We start from the raw sequence: 22,483 nt of genomic DNA on the forward strand, positions 1-22,483 counted from the left end.
GCAGGCGGCCGCGGATCGGACAGGAATCCTGTCCTCGAGATAGTGTGTGTACGGACTCCCGACACCGGGGTATCCGTCTGTGTTGTCTATAGAATACCATATAAATGTTAAAAAGTCACCCTTTAATTTTAAACAAAATGTTCATAAAAAATCGGTAAAAGTGAACAAAAAGGATCGCGGAAAAATCTGAAAAAATAACCCCCACGGGGGCTTGCAGGACGAATTTTAGCGTAGTAAAGTAAAAAAAGAAAAAAACAGAAAACGAAAAGGAGGAGAACATTATGCATATGGCTGATGCGCTGGTTGCGCCTGCAGTGGCTGCAACAATGTATGTCTGTTCCGGCGGAGCAGCTGGTTTTTCTGTAAAAAAAGTACGCCTGGAGAGCGACCCGAAAAAGATCCCAGTGATGGGAGTGATGGGTGCGTTTGTCTTTGCGGCGCAGATGATTAACTTTACAATTCCGGGCACAGGATCGAGTGGTCATCTCTGCGGAGGGATGATGCTGACTGCATTACTCGGACCGTACGCCGCATTTTTAACAATGATCGGTGTGCTGCTGATCCAGTGTCTGCTGTTTGCGGACGGCGGTCTTCTGGCGCTTGGGTGCAACATCTGGAATATGGCGTTTTATGGGTGCTTTCTCGGCTATTTCCTGTTCTGGTGTCCGATGATGAAAAAGGGAATGTCGCGCGGAAAGATTGTAGGTGCTTCCATCCTTGGGTGCGTGGTGACGCTGCAGCTTGGTGCTTTCAGTGTGGCGCTGGAAACACTTGCATCCGGTATTACGGATCTGCCGTTTTCTGTATTTGTGGCAACAATGCAGCCGATTCATCTCGCGATTGGTCTTGTAGAAGGCCTGATTACAGCGGCCGTTCTGCTGTTCGTCTATGAAGCGCGTCCGGAGATGCTTTCGTGCAGCGAAGAAAGGGCAAAGAGCCGCTTTTCTTTCAAGAAGACAATTGCGATTTTAGGCATCGCAGCACTGGTGATCGGCGGAGCTGTTTCTCTTGCGGCATCCTCCAATCCGGATGGACTTGAGTGGTCCATGGAGCGTCTGACTGGCTCGACGGAACTGGAAAACGACGGAACCGGCGCACATGCAACGGCGGAAGAAATTCAGGAAAAAACGGCACTTCTGCCGGACTATGGATTTAAAAATTCCGATTCCACATTTGGAACCAGCTTTTCCGGAATTGCGGGATCCGCAGTCGTTCTTGTTGTCTGTGTCGGTGCATGCTATGCATTCCGCTTCTTTAAAAAGAAAAAGTCATAAGCTGCACGGAACAGGAGAAAAATGAATAAACTTGGCAATGCATTATATGAAATTCATCATATGGACATGCTTGCGGCGAAAGACCAGTGGGTGAACAAAATTCATCCACTGGTTAAACTCGTTTTGACGATTGTTTTTCTGACCGTAACGATGTCCTTTCCAAAGTACGATCTGACCGGCCTGCTGCGCATGGGAATTTATCCGATTGTGCTCTTTATTGTCGGCGAAATTTCGTTAAGCGACAGCATCCGGCGGCTTCGGATTGTTCTGCCGCTCGTCTGTTTTGTGGGGCTGTTCAATCCGATCTTTGACCGTCAGGTAATCGGGCATATTGGTACTGCTCCGCTGACAGCAGGGATGCTTTCCATGGTGACGCTGATGATCAAAGGTATTTACAGCGTACTGGCGGCGTATCTTCTGATTGCGACAACATCCATCGAGAAAATCTGTTATGCACTGCGTCTGGTTCATATCCCTGCCATTCTGGTGACACAGGTGCTGCTGACGTACCGCTATGTCACGGTGCTTCTTGAAGAGGCAAACCGTATGACCCAGGCGTACAGTCTGCGCGCGCCGAATCAGAAGGGTGTTCATTTCAAGGTATGGGGAACACTGGCCGGCCAGCTGCTTCTGCGCAGCATGGACCGCGCAAATGAGGTGTATGAAAGCATGACTTTGCGTGGCTATCAGGGAGAATTTTACTATACAGCGAAGGAGCCGTGCAAAGCGAAGGACTGGCTGTATATGGGTGTGTGGCTTGTACTTTTTGCCGTACTGAAAGTAACGGGATGAAGCGCTGCGTGGGAAGACATCTATTTGCAACAAGTCGGAAGAAGTAGAAAAGCAACCTGGTGCAGTTGCCTGCACGCGGGAAGAGAAAAGAATTGTCGGGAGATATCAAAAATGAGCCATATTCACATCAATTTTGAACATGTTAATTATTCTTACGAAAAATCAGTCCCGATTCTGCAGGACATCACGTTTACTGCACACGAAAATGACAGCATCGGACTGATCGGCGCGAACGGTGTTGGAAAATCGACGCTGCTGAAACTTCTGGTGGGACTGAATCTGGACTACGAAGGCAGCATCCGTGTGGAGGAAATGCCGGTTGTAAAAGAGATGCTTCCCAAAGTGCGCGAAAAAATCGGCTATGTCTTCCAGGATTCCGACAGCCAGCTTTTCATGTCGACGGTATTTGAGGATGTTGCATTTGCTCCGCGAAATTACGGGCTGCCGGAGGAAGAGGTGGAAAAACGTGTAAACCATGCACTGAAACAGATTCACATCGAGCATCTGCGGGACAAACAAATTTACAAAATGTCGGGCGGAGAAAAAAAGATGGCATCGATCGCGACGATTCTCGCTATGACACCGGATATTATCCTGATGGACGAGCCATCGATTGCACTCGATCCCAGAAACCGCAGATCACTGATCCACATTCTGAACGATTTTGAACATCTGAAAATCATCGCATCGCACGATCTCGACATGATTCTGGAAACGTGCAGTCGCGTGATTCTGATGTCCGGCGGGTGCATTGTCTGCGATGGAGATGCAAAAGAAATTTTGACGAACCAGGAACTTCTCGAGGAAAATGGACTGGAACTGCCGTTCTGCCTGCAGAAGCCGGTGTGGTAGAAAAGGCCGAAAAAAACAAAAGAAAACAACACCCGGGGATATCTGAAATCAAAAAATCAGATATTCCCGGTTGTTGTTTTTAAAAAGAATCCGAAGGTCGAATCGGGATTCGGATTTCTGTTACAAATTTTTCTGGATCGCTTGTCATTCCGTTGTCAATTAAGGTGATTTCCTGCGATCGTCTGTCATAAAGATATCTCCAAAGAAAATTTATACAGCAGTACGAATCGGTTTCTTCTTTAAGTACCGAAACACCAGCAGGCAGAGGATAATAGAGGTCAGAGATCCACATGCCGTTGTAATGCCCATCGGGAACAGCGTGTCCGGGAACCAGATGGAAGTCAGATACACACCGGGGATTCTAACAAGCAGAATGGCAATGATATTGTGCAGGAAGGAAAATTCCGACCGTCCGCAGGCACAGAAATAGCCGCTGAAGGTGAAGTGGACTCCAGCAAAAATGCAGTCCCAGATATAACCGCGGATATACTGACCGCCGAGGCGTGCAACCTCCGCATCTGTTGTGAAAAGACCGACCACAGGAACGGAAATAAACTGAATCGTAATAGCGACGATCAGTCCGAAAACGACAGCAATCAGTGCAGCACACCACATGGTCTGTTCGGCACGCTTCTGCTTTCCAGCACCGATGTTCTGCGCGCCGAGCGCCGAAACAGTGGAAAGCATGGAAGATGGAATCAGGAACAGGAAGCTGATGATTTTCTCTACAATACCGACTGCAGCCGCTGCTTCCAGACCGCGCCGGTTAGCGATGATGGTAATGATGATAAAGGCGATCTGAATAAAACCATCCTGCAGGGCGATCGGAACACCGATTTTAAGAATCTGTCCCATCACAGCTGTCTGAGGGGAGAGATCCGACCGGGTAAGACGGATGCCAGTATCACGTTTGCGGATCGCAATCAGTGCCAGAATGACGCTGAGTGTCTGGGAAAGCGTGGTTCCAAGCGCGGCACCGGATGGACCAAGATGCAGGGCGCCCATAAAGAGATAGTCGAGTGCGATATTGGCCGCACATGCGACTGCGATGAAGTACATCGGGCTTTTCGAATCACCAAGTCCACGGAAGATGGAACTGATGATATTATACGCGGTGATGAATGGAATACCAATGAAACAGATCGTCAGATAAGCGACGGTGCCGGAAACGGCTTCGGATGGTGTGGACATCACAAGTACGATCGGCTTTACCAGAAGAAGCAGGATTACCATCAGCACGACGGAAACACCGAGAAATAAAGTGATGGTATTTCCTGTGCAGCGTGATGCCTGCTTTTTATCTTTTGCGCCGACGGCCTGCGCGATGCTGACAGTCGTTCCCATGGAAAGTCCCACGATGATAACGGTAATCATATGCATAACCTGACTGCCGATGGAAACGGCTGTTGTACCGGCCGCACCGTCAAACTGACCGATGATGAAAAGATCTGCCATGCCGTAGAGCGTCTGCAGAAAATACGATAAGAGATAAGGCAGCGAAAAATAGAAAATATTTTTCCAGATACTGCCGGTTGTTAAGTTTCGTTCCATGATAGGGAAACCTCCTGTTGTAGAATGTTACGATTATAGTAAACCCTACAATAATTATAGAGTCAAGAATATAATTTTCTGCATTTTATAAAAATACTTTAGATTTATAAGTTCGAACGTTTTCCGTGTGCACTCCTTGACAAATGTTCAAAAAAGAACTATTATACAAAAAAGTTCAAAATAGAACAAATAAGAATATCAAGTTAAAAAAGAAGGTGAAAAAGTATGTTTGATGAACAATGGCAATTTGCAGTGGAGGTAGAACGAAAATACAACCAGTACCGAAAAAAGGTCATGGTGCGTTATGATCTGTCAGCTGCGGAAGTGGATGTTCTGCTGTTTCTTGCGAATAACAGCCAGTTTGATCTTGCAGTGGATATTGTGCGTGTGCGGAAAATGCAGAAATCGCATGTTTCACTGGCAGTGAACAAGCTGTGTGAAAAAGGATACATTCAAAAAGAAACAGATGCGGCGGATCGCAAGAAAGTGCATTTGAAGCTAGAAGAAAGTGCATCAGAAATTATCCGCTTTGGACAGGATTGCCAGAGAGCGTTTGGAGAATCGTTGTTTTCCGGAATTTCCAGAGAAGACAGGGAAGAATTTCTCAGATTATGCGAGCTGATTCGGAGGAACGTGACGGAAAAATAAAAACGCTGAAAGCCAGAGAGAAGAACATAATAGAAAAATAAGACAAAACAAAAACAGAAAGAGGAGGAAAACAGTCATCTGCCCCTAAATGGCAAAGTACAGGAAAAGTGCAACGGATCTAAGCGGATGACAGAAAAACTATGACAATAACACAACTTATCGTATGTATTGTGGCTGGTCTTGGCGCCGGCCTTGGCACGGGACTTGCGGGACTCTCCGCAGCGGCCGTTGTTTCACCGATGCTGATTACCTTTTTACACATGCCGGCTTATCAGGCGATTGGCATTGCGCTGGCATCGGATGTGTTGGCATCAGGAGTAAGTGCCTGGACTTATAAAAAGAATAAAAACATTGATATCCGCCATGGCGTGATTATGCTGATATCTGTTCTGATTTTTACACTGGTCGGCAGCTTCGTATCTTCGCTTGTGCCAAATGGAACCATGGGCGGATTTTCGAAAGTGATGACACTGTTTGTCGGACTGAAATTTATCATCCGTCCGATCATGACGACGAAAGAAGTACAGGCAAATAAATCAGAAAAACAGAAAATCCAGCAGTCGATTCTCTGCGGTGTTGTGATTGGATTTATCTGTGGATTTGTCGGAGCAGGCGGTGGCATGATGCTGCTTCTGGTGCTGACCAGCGTGCTCGGATATGAACTGAAAACAGCAGTTGGAACGAGCGTCTTTATTATGACCTTTACAGCTCTGACCGGTGCGATCTCCCATTTTTATATCGGCGGCGCGCCGGACATTCCAATTCTGATTGCCTGTGTCATCAGTACCCTGGTCTTTGCACAGATTGGAGCGAAATGGGCCAACGGGGCAAATGTGAAAATGCTGAACCGCGTGACGGGAATTTTGCTCTGTGCGCTGGGGCTGGTGATGCTGTTTTTCTAACTACGTCGACTGACACTTTAGAAGTTTCCAAATATGATTTAACCAAATCAAGGAAGTCCCTTGCTTCCATGGTGAAAAACAATAAGCAGCGAATCGGATTGAGAATATCTGCTGCTATATAGGAAAAAATCCTGTGGGACATGAACGGCCTCCCAATCTTCAAAATGAAAAGCGGAAGGTTGAGAGATAGTTTAACGTCTTGCAGGATTTTTCCTATTATAAAACTATAGATTTTACGCAGATAACCTCAAAATCAGAAAATGGTGTACAACTGGATGAAAAATAAATCAGGATCTCATCGCACCATCCACGGAAAGAATTTCTCCGGTTACATACGAAGCCATATCGCTTGCCAGGAAGAGGAATGCGTTTGCAATGTCTTCTGCCTCACCAATTCTTCGAAGAGGAATGCGGTTGATGAGTGGATCAATCATTTCTTTTGGAAGTGCGGCAACCATATCGGTACGGGTGATGCCAGGTGCAACCGCGTTTACACGGATATGGAAAGGACCAAGTTCCCGTGCGAGGGACCAGGTCAGACCGTTGACCGCATATTTACTGGATGGATAGGCAACGCCGCCCGGCTGGCCGCAGATGCTGACCATTGAGCTGGTATTTAAAATACAGCCGCCGCCCTGTTCTTTCATAATAGCAACGGTTGGAAGGATGCCGTTCATCATGGCGTTGACATTTAGATCCATGACACTGGCAAAGCGCTCTGCGGTATACTTGTCAATTGGTGTACTGTCTGAGACACCGGCGTTGTTCACAAGAATATCGATTTTGCCGTATTTTTCTTTGACTTTGTTGATCTCATCTACCATGGCAGCTGCATCGGTCAGCTTTGGCCATGCACCGGAAACTTCCCAGTCCGGGTTTTCTTCTTTTAAAGATGCAACCGCTTTTGCAACGGTCTCTTCCCGGGATCCGAACAGGACGACTTTCGCGCCGTTCTGCAGAAATTTGTGCACAATGGCATAGCCGATTCCTCTGGTTCCGCCGGTAACAATTGCAACTTTATCTTTTAACATCATACCATTCACCCGATCCCGTTTTTTTATATCAATGAAAACTGATTATGCAGGCTGTAGTTTTTATTTTTTAACGATTCGGAGAAAAATGAATTTTGCATGAAAAATCATTTGACTTTGAATGACGATTCGTTTTGGAGAATACAAAAAACGGGATATTTCCTTTCTCTTAAATTTTGTTGCAAATCCTTTCCTTTACTATACGGGATATCGTTGGTGGACAGTCAATGCAAATTTTTTCAGAAATAAACAGCATTCTTTTCTCAAAAGCAGAAGATTTCTATGGAAAAAGAGAATTGTTACGTGGCTTTTTGAGGGAAAACAGGATATAATAGGAAACAAAAGTATACACCAGGTGTATGCTTTTATAAAATCAAAACGAAAAAAAGCGGAAAAACAGAAAGAAAAAGAGTGAAAAAAAGAGAAACGGTCAGAATGCGGGGGAATGACTGGACAAAAGGAAAAACGGGGTGCAACAATGAGAATTCAGGAAGTAATCAAAAAAACAGGATTGTCCAGGAGGACGGTTTATTATTATATCGATCAGAAGATGATCTCGCCTGTTGTTGATGAACATAACGGTTACCATGATTTTTCAGAAGCAGATATTCAAAAACTTTTTATCATCCGCAAGCTGCGCGAGGCAGGACTTTCACTGGCGGATATCCGCGCGATTCTTCACAAGCCGCGCACAACACCATTTTATCTGCATAAACAGCTGAATGCACTCCAGTCGCAGATGCTTACCATTCAGCAGACGATCAGCGAAATGGATCGTCTGAGCGGACAGCTTCCTGTGTGCCAGTCGCTTGATCAGCTTGCGGGGATGCTTGCAGATACCGATTTTTGCCCGGAAGATCCTACCCGGAATCAGATGGAATCCCGGGATGCCCGGCTGCTGGCACAGTATTTGTGGATGGCATATCTGGATACGCCGGTTACGGAATATCAGCAGTTTTTGTGGCAGAAAATCACACAGCATACGATTGAGCACGCAGGTACGGATTTGAAAATGATGTCCCGTTATTTACAGTACATTTCTCCGGAGCAGATTGATGCGACGAACATCAACCAGTATCTGCGCAATCAGAAAATTATTTCTCTGACGGAGGGAGATTATCCTGGTTTTGTGGAAGAGCTGAAAGTTTCTTTGCTTGCGTTTGCGGCAGATCCAGTACAGCAGGAAAAATGGCGTCTTCTTTATCAGCCGGTGATCCATCCGACGGCGTTGTTCTGTGTATCCGTGAGCGGATGGATGCGGGAATTTCATCCGGCATACCGCCGCTATTATGAAAACACGCACACCTGCTGCCGGATGCTGAAAGATTTTATGGACAGTGATGAGGGAGCAGCGCTGAATGCGACACTGCGGGAGGCATTCCAGGGAAATTGTGATGTGCGTACAGGATATTACGGAGAACTGGAAGTGGCGGCAACATTCCATAAAAGTATTTATGCATTGCTGCCGCCAGAGAAGATCCGAAAATTTCTGGAAGAAAATTCAGATGAAAAATGATCTGGTTTTAGGATTCTGTTTTTATCATTCGAAGCGAGGATGCCCGGGGAACAAGTGTCACCGGCAGTACAATTTTTTCCGGTTCCGCCGCAGGGTTTTCCAGTGCGGAAAGGAGAATCCGGCTGGCTTCCCGTCCGATGCTTTCAAAGTCCTGATGAATAGAGGTAATTTCAAGACTTCGACTGAGACTCGTGTCATCAAAACCACAGAGACAGAGATCTTCCGGAATCCTAAGGCCGATGGTACGGCAGGCAAGAAAGATGAGTTCGGCAACCTGGTCATTTTCTGCGAGAAGTGCAGTAATTCCATTTTGCCGCAGGATAAGGAGCTGCTGTTGAAAAGGTGTGATTTCTGTTGAAAGGGCATCTTCTGTAGAAAGTGCATGTGGCCAGGTGATAAGCTGCCGGGAATCGGGCATGATTCCGGCGGCTTTTATTTCGTGCAAAAATCCGCCGAAACGATCACGGACCGACGAGGTTTCGGAAAGGGGAGCTGTTGTGAAAAAGGCAATGTTGCGATGCCCCTGTTCCAGGAGGTGACGGGTGAGCTGCCGTCCGCCATCGTAATTGTCGCAGACAACATTGTTTAAATACGGACAGTCGGTCTGCTTGTCGATGATGACAACCGGGCGGTTTGCAAACAGGAAATCGTTTAACTGTTCCAGGTGGATATTGTCACGCTTGGGATAGTAGACAAGTCCGGCGATATTCTGAGAACGGAGCAGTTCCAGTGTGGCACGTTCCTTCGGAGAGGAAGAGCCGGTGATATGAATGCTTAAAAAGTATCCTTTTTCCGCCAGTGCGGCACTTAAGGAACCAATCGTTTCCGAAATGTTTCCCTGTGTTGTGGCAAAGGGAAGCAGCAGGGAAACCATTTTTGATTTGCTGTCGGTTTCTGATGCGGAGGAGGAAACCGGTGGGATTTTCTGCGAGACAAAGCTTCCAACGCCGCGTTTTCGATACAGGATTCCCTGCTGTTCCAGATCTTCAATCGCCCGCTTTGCTGTGATGCGGCTTACCTCATATTGCTCCGAGAGCATTTTTTCCGTGCAGAACACGGCATCGGAAGAAAACTGTCCGGTGCGGATGCGCTCTAAAAGAGCTTCTTTGATGATTTCATATTTGGGTTTCGTTATTCTTTTATTTCTATCCATGTCTGTAAAATTCCTCAAATAGTATGATTGGTGACAACTGTATTTGTAAAAGTGTGATATCGACTTGCTTTGTATTATAATCTCGGGAAAAAGATAAGTCAAACTAAAAATAATATATCAAATAAAAAGAAAATGATATAAAATCATGGAAAAACGTAGAAATACTTGACAGAAGCATTGCGTTTTTTTATGATATGATATATCAAATCAACACGGCAATACAGGAACAAGACTTAAATAGAAAGAGTTTTAAGTTTGAAAATCATTTTTATAACAGGAGGAAACACATCATGAAAACAACTGTTCATATTATTTCCCATTCCCACTGGGACAGAGAGTGGTATCAGTCTTTTGAAAAACACAGAATGAAACTGATTGAGCTGGTAGACAATATTTTGGAAAAAGCAGAGAACGATCCGGAATTTGGCGGATTTTTCCTGGATGGACAGACGATTGCCCTGGACGATTACCTGGAAGTGCGCCCGGAAAAACGCGAGCAGGTGGAAAAATGCGTCCGTGAAGGAAAAATCCAGACTGGCCCGTGGTACATTCTGCAGGATGAGTTTCTGACCAGCGGTGAGGCATGTGTCCGCAATCTTCAGGTCGGCATGCAGGAAGCAGCGCGTTACGGAGCGATCGGAAATGTCGGTTATTTCCCGGATGCATTCGGAAATGCGGGACAGATGCCGCAGGTGCTGAAGCAGGCGGGCATGGATGCGGTTGTGTTCGGACGCGGCGTAAAACCGATCGGACCGAATAATGAGGTAACCGGAGGACAGTATGAGTCCACGTATTCCGAAATGATGTGGGCATCCCCGGACGGAACGAAACTGCCGGGTATTCTGTTTGCAAACTGGTATAACAACGGAGTGGAGGTTCCGGTGGATGAGGCAGAAGCAAAAGTTTACTGGGACAAAAAACTGGCCGATGCGAGAAGATTTGCGGCAACACATCAGCTTCTGATGATGAACGGATGCGACCATCAGCCATTGCAGAAGGACATTACCGAGGCAATCCGTGTCGCACGGAAACTGTACCCGGACATTGAATTTATTCATTCGGATTTCAAAACCTATGTAAAGGCAATGGAAAAAGAAATTTCCGAGAATTTCTCTACGGTAAAGGGCGAGCTGACAAGCCAGGAAACAGACGGAAGATGGACCCTGGCAAACACCGCTTCTTCCTGGATGGGACTGAAAGTGGACAACCGTGCCGGCGAAACAGCGCTGGAGCGGAAAGCAGAACCGGCGGCAGCCATGGCAGAGGTGCTTGGCAAAGCATACCCGGAAGACCAGATGATTTACAGCTGGAAAAAGCTGATGCAGAATCATCCGCATGACAGCATCTGCGGCTGCAGCGTCGATGAAGTAAATGAAGAAATGAAAACCCGCTTTGCGAAGAGCAGACAGGTGGCGGATGCGATTTACGATGAGAGTGTAGAATATCTGACCGATCAGGTGAATACCGCGGCACTTCCTGGAAACAGTGAAAAGATTCCATTCGTTGTATGGAATACTTCCGGGAATGCGAAAAAACAGGTCATTGCAAAAGAACTGCACCTGTTCCGCGATTACAATCTGTTTGTATGGGATGGTTATGAGGCGGCCGAGGCGGTAGAAATGCCAAATCTGGTGCTTCGCGATGCAAACGGAAATGCAGTTCCGGCAAAAATCGAAAATGCAGGAATTTCCTTCGGATATGATCTGCCGGATGACCGGTTCCGTCAGCCATATATGGCAAAGAAGGTGCTGGTAACGTTTGAGGCAGAAGTTCCGGCGATGGGATATGCAACATATTATCTGGAGCAGGCAGAGCCGGATCAGAACCAGGAAACCTCTGCAGATTTTGCGAATGAGCGCGTTCTGGAAAATGAAAACCTGAAAGTTACGGTCAATGAGGACGGTTCCTACCAGATTTTGAATAAGGAAACCGGAAGAACGTATGAAAATCTGGGATTCTATGAAGATACCGGAGATATGGGAAATGAATATATTTATATTCAGGACTCTGGAAAACAGACAGTCACAACGAAAGGCATGAAAGCTGAGATTCGCTGTGTGGAGAAAAATGCATTCCGCACGGTAGTTGAGATCTGTCACGAAATGATGATTCCGTCCGGTATGGGAGAGGAACTGCAGAGACAGCGTGAGATGTGTATTGACCCATATACGCGTGTGGCAAACCGTTCGAAGGAACTGGTTCCGATGGAAGTAAAGACGGTTCTGACACTGGAAAAATCGGGAAAAGGTCTGCGTGTCGCAACGACGATCTGCAATCAGGCAAAGGATCACAGAGTCCGCGTTGTAATGCCGACGGGTCTGAATACGTCTACGCATCTGGCAGATTCTGCCTTTGAGGTTGTAAAGAGAAATAACCGTCATAATGATACCTGGACGAATCCCTGCGGATGTGAAAGACAGCAGTGTTTTGCTGCAATGGAAGATGAGACAAATGGTCTTCTTGTGGCAAACCGCGGATTGTATGAATATGAGGTTCTGGCGGATGAGGAGAATGCGATTGCGGTAACGCTGCTTCGCTCCGTTGCGGAGATGGGTGACTGGGGTTATTTCCCGACGCCAAAGGCGCAGCAGATCGGAACGTTTACCCTGGAGTTTGAAGTTGTGCCGTATGCAGCCGGTAAGACGGGCGAGGCATTTACCGAGGGTTACGCATTCCAGCAGGATCTGACAGCAGCACAGGCCGGTCTTTCGAAAGCATGGCTCAGAAAGCCGGGTCAGGTAAAACCGGAACTCGTATCGGGCGAGATGCCGCTGGAAATGAGCTTCCTCCGCTTTGAAGGGGAAGGAATTCATCTGACGGCGTTTAAGAAGGGACTTGCAAAGGACGATCTGTTTGTGCGGTTTGTGAACAATATGCCGCAGGATGAGGTGCTTTCCTTCCGAAAGGAGAGCTGGATGAAAGAGGTTTACCGCAGTAATGTAGTGGAAGAGAAGGGTGAGGTACTTTGCCCGGATGAGAACGGGGTGTATCATGTGACACTCCGGGAGTTTGAGATTGCGACGTTTGGGGTTGTGAAATAACGGCTGGCGCGTGAGCTGGGAGTGAGAACGGGAGGAAAGTCTGGATCCGCCTGAAGGGCGGATCGGCGCAAGATGGTTGAAAAGAATAGGATGGAAAAAGCAAGAATGTGCTGGACTTTAAAGGGGACAAGTTATATGCTGGAAATATGAGAAAAATTTCCAAAGGAGGGTTTTTAAGATGCAGAAATGGACGAGCAGGATTGAGACCCCGATCAAGGCAGAGCTGATTTGTTATGATGTGAATGGAATTCATATTGTGTTTGGGGTGACGGAAGAGAATCAGCTGAAGCTGTTTCATTTTTCACATGCACCGTTTGACGCGGAGAATCTTTGCCGGAAGCCGGATGGAGTGTGGATGATGGAAGGAATGCGGGAAGCTCAGATTAAGGAGAGCTTCCAGCTGGTGCAGGTGAATTTTTCGGGGTATAACCGGCCGTATGAGAAGCATGGAAATAAGTATATTGTGACGGCTCCGGGCTTTATGCTGAAGTTTGATTCGATTTCGGAGGAGAGAAATGAGAACGGGGATCTGCTTCGGATTGTGCAGTCGGATGATGTGACGGGCGCGAAGGTGGAGTCTGTGATGCAGTTTTTTGATGGGATTCCGGTTGCGAGAATGTACAATACAGTGACGAACGAAGGAAAGGAAGACCAGACACTGGAGTACATTTCGAGTTTTAGTTACTGGGGTATTGAGAAGGAACAGAAAGAGGGAATTCCAGAGCTTGTCAGCTCGGATGACAAGATGTCGATGGTTGTGGTTCACAATGGATGGCAGAAGGAGCTGACGGTGAAGAAGTACCGGTTTGCAGATCTTGGCATGGCGCAGACGCAGCCGCATAATTATCAGAGAACTTCGAAGACGATTGAGATTACGAATACGGGCAACTGGTCGGCGAAGGAATATGTGCCGATGGGATATATTGGAAACAGTGTGGCAGATTCGAGTCTGTTTTTTGAAATTGACCACAGTGGTTCCTGGCATTATGAGATCGGAGATCAGAACTGCCATTTTTATCTGGCGGTGAGCGGTCCGACAGAGATTCAGTCACACTGGTCGAAGAACCTGAAGCCGGGAGATTCCTTTACAACGGTTCCGGTGGCTGTCGGCGTAGGTCATGATGATTTCGAGGAAGCGATTGGTACTTTGACGAAGTACCGCAGAAAGATCCGCCGTCCGAACAAAGATAATGAAAATCTGCCGGTTATTTTCAATGATTATATGAATTGTCTGTTTGGAGATCCGACCACAGAAAAAGAGTTCCCACTGGTGGATGCGGCAGAGAAGGCCGGATGTGAGTATTTTGTCATTGATGCCGGCTGGTATGCGGACGGCAACTGGTGGGACAGTGTCGGTGAGTGGCAGGAGAGTAAAAAGCGCTTTCCGAATGGAGTGCGTGAGGTGACGGATTATATTCGTTCGAAGGGCATGATTCCTGGTGTCTGGCTGGAGCTGGAGGTTATGGGTATCAACTGTAAGAAGGCTTCCATTCTGCCGGATGAGTGCTTCTTCCTGCGCCACGGCAAGCGTGTGTATGACAGAAGCCGTTATCAGCTGGATTTCCGTCATCCGCTTGTGATTGAGCATGTGACCGAAGTCATCGACCGTGTGGTACGGGACTACGGTGTCGGCTATATCAAGATGGACTACAATATTGAGCCTGGTATTGGTACGGAAGTGGATGCAGACAGTTTTGGAGACGGTCTTCTGGAGCATGAGAGAGCGTATCTGGCATGGCTGGATGGCATCTACAAAAAGTATCCGGATCTTGTCATTGAGAACTGCTCGAGCGGCGGTCTTCGGATGGACTATGCGATGCTGGCGCGAAACAGCATTCAGTCGACGAGCGATCAGGAGGATTACCGCAATTATGCGACGATCTCGGCGAATGCAGCCATCGGCGTGACGCCGGAGCAGGCGGCGATCTGGTCATATCCGCTGCGGGACGGCACAAAAGAGGAAGTTATTTTCAATATGGTTAATGCGCTGCTGCTTCGTATTCACCAAAGCGGCCATCTCGCAGAAATTTCGCCGGAGCGGTTTGAACTTGTAAAAGAGGGAATTGACTGCTACAAAGAGATCCGCAGCGGCATCAAGGACGGCGTTCCGTTCTGGCCGATGGGATGGGCAGACAATGAAGAAAAACACCTCGCAGCCGGAATCCGTGTGCCGGGAGATGTAATTTATCTTGGTGTGTGGAGACGCGGCGGAGAGGCCGGTTTTGAGGTTCCGCTTGACCGTGCATTCCCGGGAAAAGAGCTGGAGGTTTCCTGCATTTACCCGAAAGCATGCGGTGATGTGTTCCATTACGATGACTACAGCAAGACGCTGCAGATTCACTTCCCGGAGACGTATATGGCGCGTCTGTTTCAGATTAAAGTGAAATAAAATTACATAAATCCCCGCCCGCGGAATAAATTGTATCGGAGTGTATCTGATAGGATTTTTCTGGGGAGGGGATTTTTTGCGTTTTCTTTCGGCGCTTTCAGATCTGATGGTTCCCGTGCTGATTTTTTACGTGGTCGGACTGGGGCTTTTGATGAAACAGGATGTGTTCGGCGATTTTCTGAACGGGGCGAAGGACGGCATGCGGACGGTGATCGGAATTGTGCCGACCTTAATCGGGCTGATGGCGGCGGTCGGCGTGCTGCGGTCATCGGGATTTCTGGAGGATTTTGGAAAGCTGCTCGGAACGGTGCTGGAACCGGCGGGGATTCCATCTGCCCTGGTGCCGCTTGGCATTGTGCGTCTCTTTTCCAACAGTGCGGCGGTGAGTTTGCTGCTGGATCTCTACAAAGAGGCGGGGTGTGATTCCTTCGCCGGACGGGCGGCTTCGATTATGATGTCGTGCACGGAGACGGTTTTTTATACGATGGCGGTCTATTTCGGAGCGGTCCACATCAAAAAAACGCGGTACACACTGGCGGGTGCATTGTTCTCTTCCCTGGTCGGAATGGCGGTCAGTATTGCGCTTGCAGGTCTGCTCTAACCATCTTTTCTGATCATATCAGTGAAATGTGTTGACATTTTAAAACGATTGGAATAAGATGGAAACAACTTAAAACATACAAACTCAATAGGAAATAGGGAAATAGAGAAAAAGCGAGCAAAAGTAAGGAGGAAATCAACGATGGCAAAGGTATATGACAGCATTCTGGATCTTGTAGGAAAAACTCCGCTGGTAGAACTGAAACGAATTGAAGAAAAAGAAGGACTGCAGGCGAAACTGATCGCAAAAGTAGAATCCTTCAATCCGGCAGGAAGCGTCAAAGACCGTATTGCAAAAGCGATGATTGAGGATGCTGAAGCAAAAGGTCTCTTAAAAGAAGGTTCCGTTATCATCGAGCCGACTTCCGGAAACACCGGAATCGGACTGGCAGCGGCAGCTACCGTAAAAGGGTATCGTATGATCCTTACGATGCCGGAAACCATGAGCGTAGAGCGCCGCAACATTGTAAAGGCATACGGCGCAGAGGTTGTTCTGACGGACGGAACAAAGGGTATGAAGGGTGCGATCGAGAAAGCCGATGAGCTTGCAAAAGAGATCCCGAACAGCTTCATCGCAGGCCAGTTCGTGAACCCGGCAAACCCGGCAACCCACAAAAAGACAACAGGTCCGGAGATCTGGGAAGATACCGATGGAGAGGTTGACATCTTCGTTGCTGGTGTCGGCACTGGCGGAACGATCACCGGAACGGGTGAGTATTTAAAAGAGAAAAAACCGGAAGTAAAAATTGTAGCAGTAGAGCCGGCATCCTCACCGGTACTGTCTGAGGGTGTTTCCGGACCGCATAAAATCCAGGGAATCGGCGCAGGTTTCGTGCCGGAGACTCTGAATACCAGCATTTACGATGAAATCATCAAGGTAGAAAATGAGGATGCTTTCGAGACCGGAAAATATCTGGCAGCCGAGGAAGCGATTCTCGCAGGAATTTCCTCCGGAGCAGCTCTGTATGCAGCAATCCAGCTTGCAAAACGAGAGGAAAATAAAGGCAAAACCATCGTTGTGCTCCTGCCGGATAACGGAGACAGATACTATTCCACAGCCCTGTTTGCCAAATAAAAGGGAACAGCTTCAGATTTTAAAATAATAGATATCAGCGAACACTGCCATCCGCGGCATTTTCTCTCCACCGCGAATGGCAGTTTCGCATATTAATTTATACCAGAAAGGGAACTTTACTTATGACACTACAACAGCTTCGCTACGTAATTCAGGCCGCAGACTCCAGATCCATGAATGAGGCGGCAAAGGCACTCTATATTTCACAGCCGAGTCTCTCTGAAGCAATCAAGGAGCTGGAAAAAGAGATCGGAATTGAGCTGTTCAAGCGCAGCAGCCACGGAACAGTACTGACCCCGGAGGGAGAGGAGTTTCTGGGTTACGCACGTCAGGTCACAGACCAGTATCAGCTTCTCGAAAACCGCTATATTTATCGCACCAAGGGAAAGAAAAAATTCAGCGTGTCGATGCAGCATTACAGTTTTGCCGTAAAGGCGTTTGTGGAGCTAGTGAAGCAGTTTGGTATGGATGAGTACGAGTTTGCGGTTTATGAGACGAGAACGTATGATGTGCTGATGGATGTAAAGAACTTCAAGAGCGAGCTTGGGATCTTATATCGGAATGACTTTAATGCGAAGGTGCTGAACAAGCTGCTGAAGGATAATAACCTTGAGTTCCACGACCTGTTTTCCTGTGGAACGTACGTCTATCTCTGGAAGGATCATCCGCTTGCAGATCAGGCAGAGATCACTATGGAGGAGCTAAAGGAATATCCGTGCCTGTCCTTTGATCAGGGAAGCAACAATTCGTTCTTCCTGGCAGAGGAAGTGCTTTCGACGTATGAATATAAGAGAATCATTAAGGCAAATGACCGTGCGACCATGCTGAATCTGATGGTCGGACTGAATGGCTATACGCTCTGCTCCGGCATTATCTGTGAGGAATTAAACGGCAGTGATTACCGCGCGGTGCCGCTTCATGCAGAGGAAAACATGATGATCGGTTATGTTTCCAGGAAGGGTATGTCGATCAGCGCACTGGGACAGCAGTATTTGGAAGAAATTCGGAAATATAAGGAGCTTGTGCTGTAAAAAAGGAGAAACAAGAAGACTTTAACCGAATCAAGTAAGTCCCCTGCTTCCATTGCGAAAAGCAATAAGCAGTGGGTGGGGACTTGCTTGTATCAGGAGTGGTACAAGCCACTCCTGATAAGCTGCGAAGCAGCTATTCGGTTATGAGCAAGTAGCGAAGCGGATTGCGAATATCCGCTTTGACTCTCTGGAGTGTGTTTGAAAAAGGCTTTTCGCAAGCTGCGAGTGCCATCTTGTGGGAGATGAATTGCATTTGTTATCTTGTTTTATGTAGCATGATTGGATATAGAAATTTCAGAAGAAAAAATATTGGCGATAAAGAATAGCTATAGGAAAACCCTATAACCAGCCATCAATTTTCTATATTGGACAAAGCAGAAGACTGTCGCTATAATAATCCTTGTAAACAGATAGGAAATATCACCAAAACGAGAGGAAGCGAAGTGAATGAGAGCAGTTTTCGCAGAGAATCGAATTGTGATCTATGATGTCATGTGTTGCAGTGTAAGCAGATAAAACCGAAAGAAAACGGAGCCGCATTGCAGCATGGACAAAACAAGATGACAACCGGTTCCGATAAATAATAGAAAATCGAACATGAAAAGAAATAGAAAAACGAAAAACAGAACAGGAGAATACAATCATGAGCAAAAAAACAAGAGCAGAAAGAAATCTTAAATTTGAAACCTTACAGCTTCACGTAGGACAGGAAAATCCGGATCCGGCAACCGGAGCAAGAGCAGTGCCGATCTATCAGACCTCTTCTTTCGTATTCAACAACTCCGATCACGCGGCAGCAAGATTCGGACTCCAGGATGCAGGAAACATCTACGGTCGTCTGACCAACCCGACAGAGGATGTTTTCGAGCAGAGAATGGCAGCACTGGAGGGCGGCGTTGCGGCACTTGCAGTAGCTTCCGGAGCAGCAGCTATCAACTACACCATCATCAACCTGGCTCAGAAGGGCGACCACATCGTATCCGCAAAGAACATCTATGGCGGTTCCTACAACCTGCTGGCACACACCCTTCCACAGTACGGCATCAGCACCACATTTGTTGATGTATTCGATCTGGATGAGGTTCGCGCAGCTGTTCAGGAGAACACAAAAGCCATTTATATCGAGACCCTCGGAAATCCGAACTCTGATGTTGTCGATATCGAAGCACTTGCAAAAATTGCACATGAGAACAAAATTCCGCTGGTTGTCGATAATACCTTCGCAACTCCATACCTCGTTCGTCCGATCGAGTACGGCGCAGACATCGTTGTTCATTCCGCAACTAAATTTATCGGCGGTCACGGAACTACCCTTGGCGGTGTGATCGTAGACAGCGGTAAATTCGACTGGGAGGGATCCGGCAAATTCGCATCCCTGACCGAGCCAAACCCGAGCTACCACGGCATCAGCTTTACAAAAGCAGTTGGACCTGCTGCATTCGTTACAAAAGTACGTGCGATCCTTCTTCGTGATACCGGAGCTACGCTTTCTCCGTTCAATTCCTTCCTGCTTCTGCAGGGACTTGAGACACTGTCTCTCCGTGTAGAGCGTCATGTAGAGAACGCGCTGAAGGTTGTAAAATATCTGGAGAGCCAGCCACAGGTAGAAAAAGTACATCATCCGTCTGTATCCGATGATCCGGAGCAGCAGGCACTGTACGCAAAATACTTCCCGAACGGCGGCGGTTCCATCTTCACCTTCGAAATCAAAGGTGATGCACAGAAAGCAAAAGATTTCATCGACAATCTGGAGCTGTTCTCCCTGCTGGCTAACGTTGCCGACGTAAAATCTCTGGTGATCCATCCGGCAACCACTACACACAGCCAGTGCACCGAGGAAGAACTGCTGGATCAGGGAATCAAACCAAACACCATCCGTCTTTCCATCGGTACCGAGAACATCGACGATATCATCGAGGATCTGGATGAGGCATTTGAGGCAGTTCAGTAAAAAGGATACAAAGCAAAAGAGAATATAAAAAAGCATACAAAAAAAAGAAGCGTGTTTGAAAAAACAAACATGCTTCTTTTTTGGGCTTAGATAAACCGCATGGGAAATTATGATGCCAGAGCGTATTATGAATCGAATGCCAGTGCCAGTACATGACACTGTTTGCACCGGAGGCAAGATGGCTGTAAGCCTGCTGGCGGAGCTGGCCCTTGTATGGCGTCCATCCTGGAAATCCCTGTGCCTCGGTTTCCATAACAAGATAGTTGTCGTTTTTCAGAGAACGAATCATATCACCGCCAAACGCGATTTCCGCACCGGTCAGATCATCCTGGGTCGGATGGTAAATATCGGTTCCGGCGATCGTCAGACATTTTACCAGCTATTTTTGTTTTTGCCTGCTATTAGCCATAGGTCTGTCTCATGCTGCGTCAGCGTTACGCCGCTGGCATGTTTGAAAGCACCAGAAGCGTGTTTTTATACGGGATTTGTTATAAATTAGTTGATTGTCTTGAAAAATGCTTGATTTACGGGCATATTCGCAGGGTTGCAGATTGATTTTACTACTCATTTACTACTTTTAACAAATTGAGCCTTGATATGCAAAAAACACCTGCGGGCTGCCGGATAGACCGCTGCACCACCTTACGCGGCACGTCGAAAAGAAAAAATAAAATAAGCACCACCTATAAGGCGGCGTTTCTCACTCCTACACAGGAGAACAGGAACGCTGCTTTTTTTATGCCCTCATGTTACGCAGTAAGGGCAAACAAAGCCTTGATTTATGCGGCTCTTAGCGCGCGGAAATGAGAAGGACAAGGGTTGATACCTTTTCCCTCAAAACCGCGTTTCTACTGCGTAACAAATCCAACGAAAAGGAGTGACGAAGCTATGGCAGTTTTCCGCGTGGAAAAGAACAAAGGTTATACGGTTATGAGCAACCACCATTTACGCAACAAGGAACTTTCCCTAAAGGCAAAGGGCTTGTTGTCGCAAATGCTCTCACTTCCCGAAGATTGGGACTACACCCTTGCAGGACTGTCCCTTATCAACCGGGAAAAAATTGACGCTATCCGGGAAGCAGTACGGGAACTGGAAAATGCCGGATATATACAGCGTTCAAGGGAACGTGATGAGAAAGGACGCTTACGCGGTACAACGTATGTTATCTATGAGCAGCCGCCTAAGTTGGATTTACCTACATTGGAAAAACCAACATTGGATAATCCAACATTGGAAAAACCTACGTTGGAAAATCCAACGCAATTAAATAAAGAACTATTAAAGACTAACTTACCAAAAAAAGAAAAATTAAATACAGATATATCAAGTACCCATTCCATTCCTTTCCGTTCCCTAAATCCCTCTCCCTTAGAGGACGCGGCACAGCCGCCGGAACGGAAGCGAAAGGAAACGGAACCGAGCGCATTTGATATTTATGAGGAAATCATCAAGGACAATATCGAGTATGACATACTCATGCAGGATAACCGCCTTGATAAAGACCTCATCAATGAGATTGTGACCCTCATACTTGAAACGGTCTGCACTAAACGAAAAACTATCCGTATCGCCGGGGACGATTATCCGGCAGGGCTTGTCAAGGCAAGGTTTATGAAACTTGACAGCAGCCACATTGAATTTGTCCTTGCCTGCATGAGCGAGAACACCACCAAAATCCGCAACATCAAACAATACCTGCGGGCAGTGCTTTTCAATGCCCCGTCCACTATGAACAGCTACTATACGTCCCTTGTAGCGCACGACATGGCAAGCGGCGCACTGGCACCGAAGAAGCCGCAGTTTGGCGACCCGGACTATTATTCTTGCAACGAGGGCGAAAGCCTGTAAACCAACCCAAAGGAGGATTTGATTATGACGCAGAAAACAGGAGCTTTGATTTTTGATGAAACCGCTGACCGCTACGACATTCGCTTTGACGTAAACGACTATTACGGGGGCTTGCATTGCGGCGACTGCATGGAAGTCTTTGTGCGGGGCAAGTGGAAGCCGACCCGTATGGAGTACGGGGACAACTGGTATCTTGTGGGTATTCGGGCGGCAGACCTTTCCGGGCTGCGAGTACGGATTTAACAGGGCGGCGTGAAAGCGGACGCTCTTTTTTCATGCCCGCCCCGCTTCCCAGCGGCGGGCATACCACCATAGAACACGAAAGGAGGACACCCATTGCAGGAGGAAACCAACGAAAAGACCATAGCCCTTTACATCAAGACCGGGAAGCTGACCGCGCAGCAGCTCCAAAAGGCTATGAAAGCTCTGCTTGCACAGATGAAAAAGCAGCATGACAAACAGAAAATCCCGCATGGAAAGCAGACCCTAAAGCAGCTTATGAAGCAGAACGCGGGTGTTTCCAACATTGAAATCACAAAGGACAATATCAAAGCCTTTGAGAGTACGGCGAAAAAATACGGGATTGATTTTGCACTAAAGAAAGACAGCACCGAAACCCCACCCCGCTATCTTGTGTTTTTCAAGGGACGGGACGCGGACGCACTGACCGCAGCTTTCAAGGAGTTTTCCGCAAAGAAGCTGACACAGGGACAAAAGCCCTCTATCCGCAAGCTGATTGTTTCCCTCAAAGAAAAGGCGGCGGCTCTGAACGCACAGCGGGACAAAGTAAAAAACAAAGACAGGGGGATTGTAAGATGAACGCTATCAA

19 protein-coding genes and 1 pseudogene are annotated in these 22,483 nt (G+C 47.3%); 15 read left to right on the plus strand and 5 right to left on the minus strand.

The genetic code is table 11. The annotated features are described in order from the left end of the window. Nucleotides 1-281 precede the first annotated feature (281 nt). From DWX32_RS12690 to DWX32_RS12700, 3 genes are all read left to right on the plus strand, one after another. On the plus strand, nt 282-1,274 hold the full coding sequence (locus DWX32_RS12690) for an energy-coupling factor ABC transporter permease (RefSeq protein WP_118660273.1): 993 nt from the start codon (nt 282-284) through the stop codon (nt 1,272-1,274). Between the two features lie 21 nt (nt 1,275-1,295). Then, nucleotides 1,296-2,066: a cobalt ECF transporter T component CbiQ gene (gene cbiQ / locus DWX32_RS12695; protein ID WP_117510011.1), complete on the plus strand. Its 771-nt coding sequence runs from the start codon at nt 1,296-1,298 to the stop codon at nt 2,064-2,066. A gap of 111 nt (nt 2,067-2,177) precedes the next feature. Further along, a complete protein-coding gene (locus tag DWX32_RS12700) occupies nt 2,178-2,918 on the plus strand; it encodes an energy-coupling factor ABC transporter ATP-binding protein (protein WP_117510012.1) in 741 nt (246 codons plus the stop codon). A 210-nt stretch (nt 2,919-3,128) separates the two neighbouring features. Here DWX32_RS12700 and DWX32_RS12705 read toward each other — a convergent pair whose 3' ends face one another. Then, entirely contained in the window at nt 3,129-4,469 is a 1,341-nt protein-coding gene (locus tag DWX32_RS12705; RefSeq protein WP_118660275.1) for an MATE family efflux transporter, read from the minus strand. A 225-nt stretch (nt 4,470-4,694) separates the two neighbouring features. Here DWX32_RS12705 and DWX32_RS12710 point away from each other — a divergent pair, with 225 nt between their 5' ends. Next, entirely contained in the window at nt 4,695-5,117 is a 423-nt protein-coding gene (locus DWX32_RS12710; protein ID WP_055226165.1) for a MarR family winged helix-turn-helix transcriptional regulator, read from the plus strand. 140 nt (nt 5,118-5,257) lie between these two features. Further along, nucleotides 5,258-6,019, plus strand: a complete 762-nt coding sequence (locus DWX32_RS12715) for a sulfite exporter TauE/SafE family protein (protein ID WP_117510014.1) — start codon at nt 5,258-5,260, stop codon at nt 6,017-6,019. Nucleotides 6,020-6,306: 287 nt separating this feature from the next. Here DWX32_RS12715 and DWX32_RS12720 read toward each other — a convergent pair whose 3' ends face one another. Next, the gene (locus DWX32_RS12720; protein WP_199596439.1) at nt 6,307-7,053 is read right to left on the minus strand and encodes an SDR family NAD(P)-dependent oxidoreductase; all 747 of its coding nucleotides are present in this window, start codon (nt 7,051-7,053) and stop codon (nt 6,307-6,309) included. A gap of 475 nt (nt 7,054-7,528) precedes the next feature. On the opposite strand from DWX32_RS12720, the gene DWX32_RS12730 reads away from it, so the two are divergent. After that, nucleotides 7,529-8,566, plus strand: coding sequence for a helix-turn-helix domain-containing protein (locus DWX32_RS12730; RefSeq protein ID WP_158579589.1), 1,038 nt, complete (start codon nt 7,529-7,531; stop codon nt 8,564-8,566). 7 nt (nt 8,567-8,573) lie between these two features. Here the strand turns inward: DWX32_RS12730 and DWX32_RS12735 are convergent, their stop codons facing one another. After that, nucleotides 8,574-9,719: a substrate-binding domain-containing protein gene (locus tag DWX32_RS12735; RefSeq protein ID WP_118660281.1), complete on the minus strand. Its 1,146-nt coding sequence runs from the start codon at nt 9,717-9,719 to the stop codon at nt 8,574-8,576. Between the two features lie 290 nt (nt 9,720-10,009). Here DWX32_RS12735 and DWX32_RS12740 point away from each other — a divergent pair, with 290 nt between their 5' ends. The 5 genes from DWX32_RS12740 (at nt 10,010) to DWX32_RS12760 (ending at nt 17,855) form a co-directional block, all read left to right on the plus strand. Next, nucleotides 10,010-12,760, plus strand: coding sequence for an alpha-mannosidase (locus DWX32_RS12740; RefSeq protein ID WP_118660283.1), 2,751 nt, complete (start codon nt 10,010-10,012; stop codon nt 12,758-12,760). Between the two features lie 178 nt (nt 12,761-12,938). Beyond that, complete coding sequence (locus tag DWX32_RS12745) at nt 12,939-15,149, plus strand: glycoside hydrolase family 36 protein (protein WP_118660285.1); 2,211 nt, start codon at nt 12,939-12,941, stop codon at nt 15,147-15,149. A 76-nt stretch (nt 15,150-15,225) separates the two neighbouring features. Further along, nucleotides 15,226-15,750: a spore maturation protein gene (locus DWX32_RS12750; RefSeq protein WP_118595241.1), complete on the plus strand. Its 525-nt coding sequence runs from the start codon at nt 15,226-15,228 to the stop codon at nt 15,748-15,750. A 141-nt stretch (nt 15,751-15,891) separates the two neighbouring features. Then, nucleotides 15,892-16,824, plus strand: coding sequence for a cysteine synthase A (cysK, locus tag DWX32_RS12755; protein ID WP_055226189.1), 933 nt, complete (start codon nt 15,892-15,894; stop codon nt 16,822-16,824). Nucleotides 16,825-16,946: 122 nt separating this feature from the next. After that, a complete protein-coding gene (locus tag DWX32_RS12760) occupies nt 16,947-17,855 on the plus strand; it encodes a LysR family transcriptional regulator (protein WP_118595242.1) in 909 nt (302 codons plus the stop codon). Between the two features lie 141 nt (nt 17,856-17,996). On the opposite strand, the gene DWX32_RS20890 is transcribed toward DWX32_RS12760, so the two are convergent. Then, nucleotides 17,997-18,140: a DUF6783 domain-containing protein gene (locus DWX32_RS20890; RefSeq protein ID WP_442857715.1), complete on the minus strand. Its 144-nt coding sequence runs from the start codon at nt 18,138-18,140 to the stop codon at nt 17,997-17,999. A gap of 358 nt (nt 18,141-18,498) precedes the next feature. On the opposite strand from DWX32_RS20890, the gene DWX32_RS12765 reads away from it, so the two are divergent. Then, complete coding sequence (locus DWX32_RS12765; protein ID WP_117510022.1) at nt 18,499-19,806, plus strand: O-acetylhomoserine aminocarboxypropyltransferase/cysteine synthase family protein; 1,308 nt, start codon at nt 18,499-18,501, stop codon at nt 19,804-19,806. A 118-nt stretch (nt 19,807-19,924) separates the two neighbouring features. Here the strand turns inward: DWX32_RS12765 and DWX32_RS20755 are convergent. Continuing rightward, a pseudogene (locus tag DWX32_RS20755) lies at nt 19,925-20,179 on the minus strand (beta-galactosidase); the annotation flags it as partial. A gap of 515 nt (nt 20,180-20,694) precedes the next feature. Here DWX32_RS20755 and DWX32_RS12775 point away from each other — a divergent pair. From DWX32_RS12775 to DWX32_RS12785, 3 genes are all read left to right on the plus strand, one after another. Next, nucleotides 20,695-21,654 (plus strand): DUF6017 domain-containing protein, encoded by a 960-nt coding sequence (locus DWX32_RS12775; RefSeq protein ID WP_118142534.1) that lies wholly within the window; start codon nt 20,695-20,697, stop codon nt 21,652-21,654. A 24-nt stretch (nt 21,655-21,678) separates the two neighbouring features. Next, nucleotides 21,679-21,897, plus strand: a complete 219-nt coding sequence (locus tag DWX32_RS12780; protein WP_004611927.1) for a DUF5348 domain-containing protein — start codon at nt 21,679-21,681, stop codon at nt 21,895-21,897. A gap of 93 nt (nt 21,898-21,990) precedes the next feature. After that, nucleotides 21,991-22,473 carry a PcfB family protein gene (locus DWX32_RS12785; protein WP_118142533.1) on the plus strand — a complete coding sequence of 161 codons (483 nt, stop codon included), beginning with the start codon at nt 21,991-21,993 and terminating at the stop codon, nt 22,471-22,473. The last annotated feature ends 10 nt before the right edge of the window (nt 22,474-22,483 follow it).

It is taken from the genome of Blautia sp. AF19-13LB (genome assembly GCF_003479105.1).
In the GTDB taxonomy this organism is placed as follows: Bacteria; Bacillota; Clostridia; order Lachnospirales; family Lachnospiraceae; genus Fusicatenibacter; species Fusicatenibacter saccharivorans.

Bases quoted from the DNA above. Each gene is read 5' to 3' on its own strand.
- DWX32_RS12735 (WP_118660281.1), bottom strand. From the start codon at position 9,719: ATGGATAGAAATAAAAGAATAACGAAACCCAAATATGAAATCATCAAA.
- cbiQ (WP_117510011.1), top strand. From the start codon at position 1,296: ATGAATAAACTTGGCAATGCATTATATGAAATTCATCATATGGACATG.
- DWX32_RS12745 (WP_118660285.1), top strand. From the start codon at position 12,939: ATGCAGAAATGGACGAGCAGGATTGAGACCCCGATCAAGGCAGAGCTG.
- DWX32_RS12720 (WP_199596439.1), bottom strand. From the start codon at position 7,053: ATGATGTTAAAAGATAAAGTTGCAATTGTTACCGGCGGAACCAGAGGA.
- DWX32_RS12760 (WP_118595242.1), top strand. From the start codon at position 16,947: ATGACACTACAACAGCTTCGCTACGTAATTCAGGCCGCAGACTCCAGA.
- DWX32_RS12740 (WP_118660283.1), top strand. From the start codon at position 10,010: ATGAAAACAACTGTTCATATTATTTCCCATTCCCACTGGGACAGAGAG.
- DWX32_RS12730 (WP_158579589.1), top strand. From the start codon at position 7,529: ATGAGAATTCAGGAAGTAATCAAAAAAACAGGATTGTCCAGGAGGACG.
- cysK (WP_055226189.1), top strand. From the start codon at position 15,892: ATGGCAAAGGTATATGACAGCATTCTGGATCTTGTAGGAAAAACTCCG.
- DWX32_RS12715 (WP_117510014.1), top strand. From the start codon at position 5,258: ATGACAATAACACAACTTATCGTATGTATTGTGGCTGGTCTTGGCGCC.
- DWX32_RS12775 (WP_118142534.1), top strand. From the start codon at position 20,695: ATGGCAGTTTTCCGCGTGGAAAAGAACAAAGGTTATACGGTTATGAGC.
- DWX32_RS12765 (WP_117510022.1), top strand. From the start codon at position 18,499: ATGAGCAAAAAAACAAGAGCAGAAAGAAATCTTAAATTTGAAACCTTA.
- DWX32_RS12705 (WP_118660275.1), bottom strand. From the start codon at position 4,469: ATGGAACGAAACTTAACAACCGGCAGTATCTGGAAAAATATTTTCTAT.
- DWX32_RS12700 (WP_117510012.1), top strand. From the start codon at position 2,178: ATGAGCCATATTCACATCAATTTTGAACATGTTAATTATTCTTACGAA.
- DWX32_RS12690 (WP_118660273.1), top strand. From the start codon at position 282: ATGCATATGGCTGATGCGCTGGTTGCGCCTGCAGTGGCTGCAACAATG.
- DWX32_RS12710 (WP_055226165.1), top strand. From the start codon at position 4,695: ATGTTTGATGAACAATGGCAATTTGCAGTGGAGGTAGAACGAAAATAC.
- DWX32_RS12780 (WP_004611927.1), top strand. From the start codon at position 21,679: ATGACGCAGAAAACAGGAGCTTTGATTTTTGATGAAACCGCTGACCGC.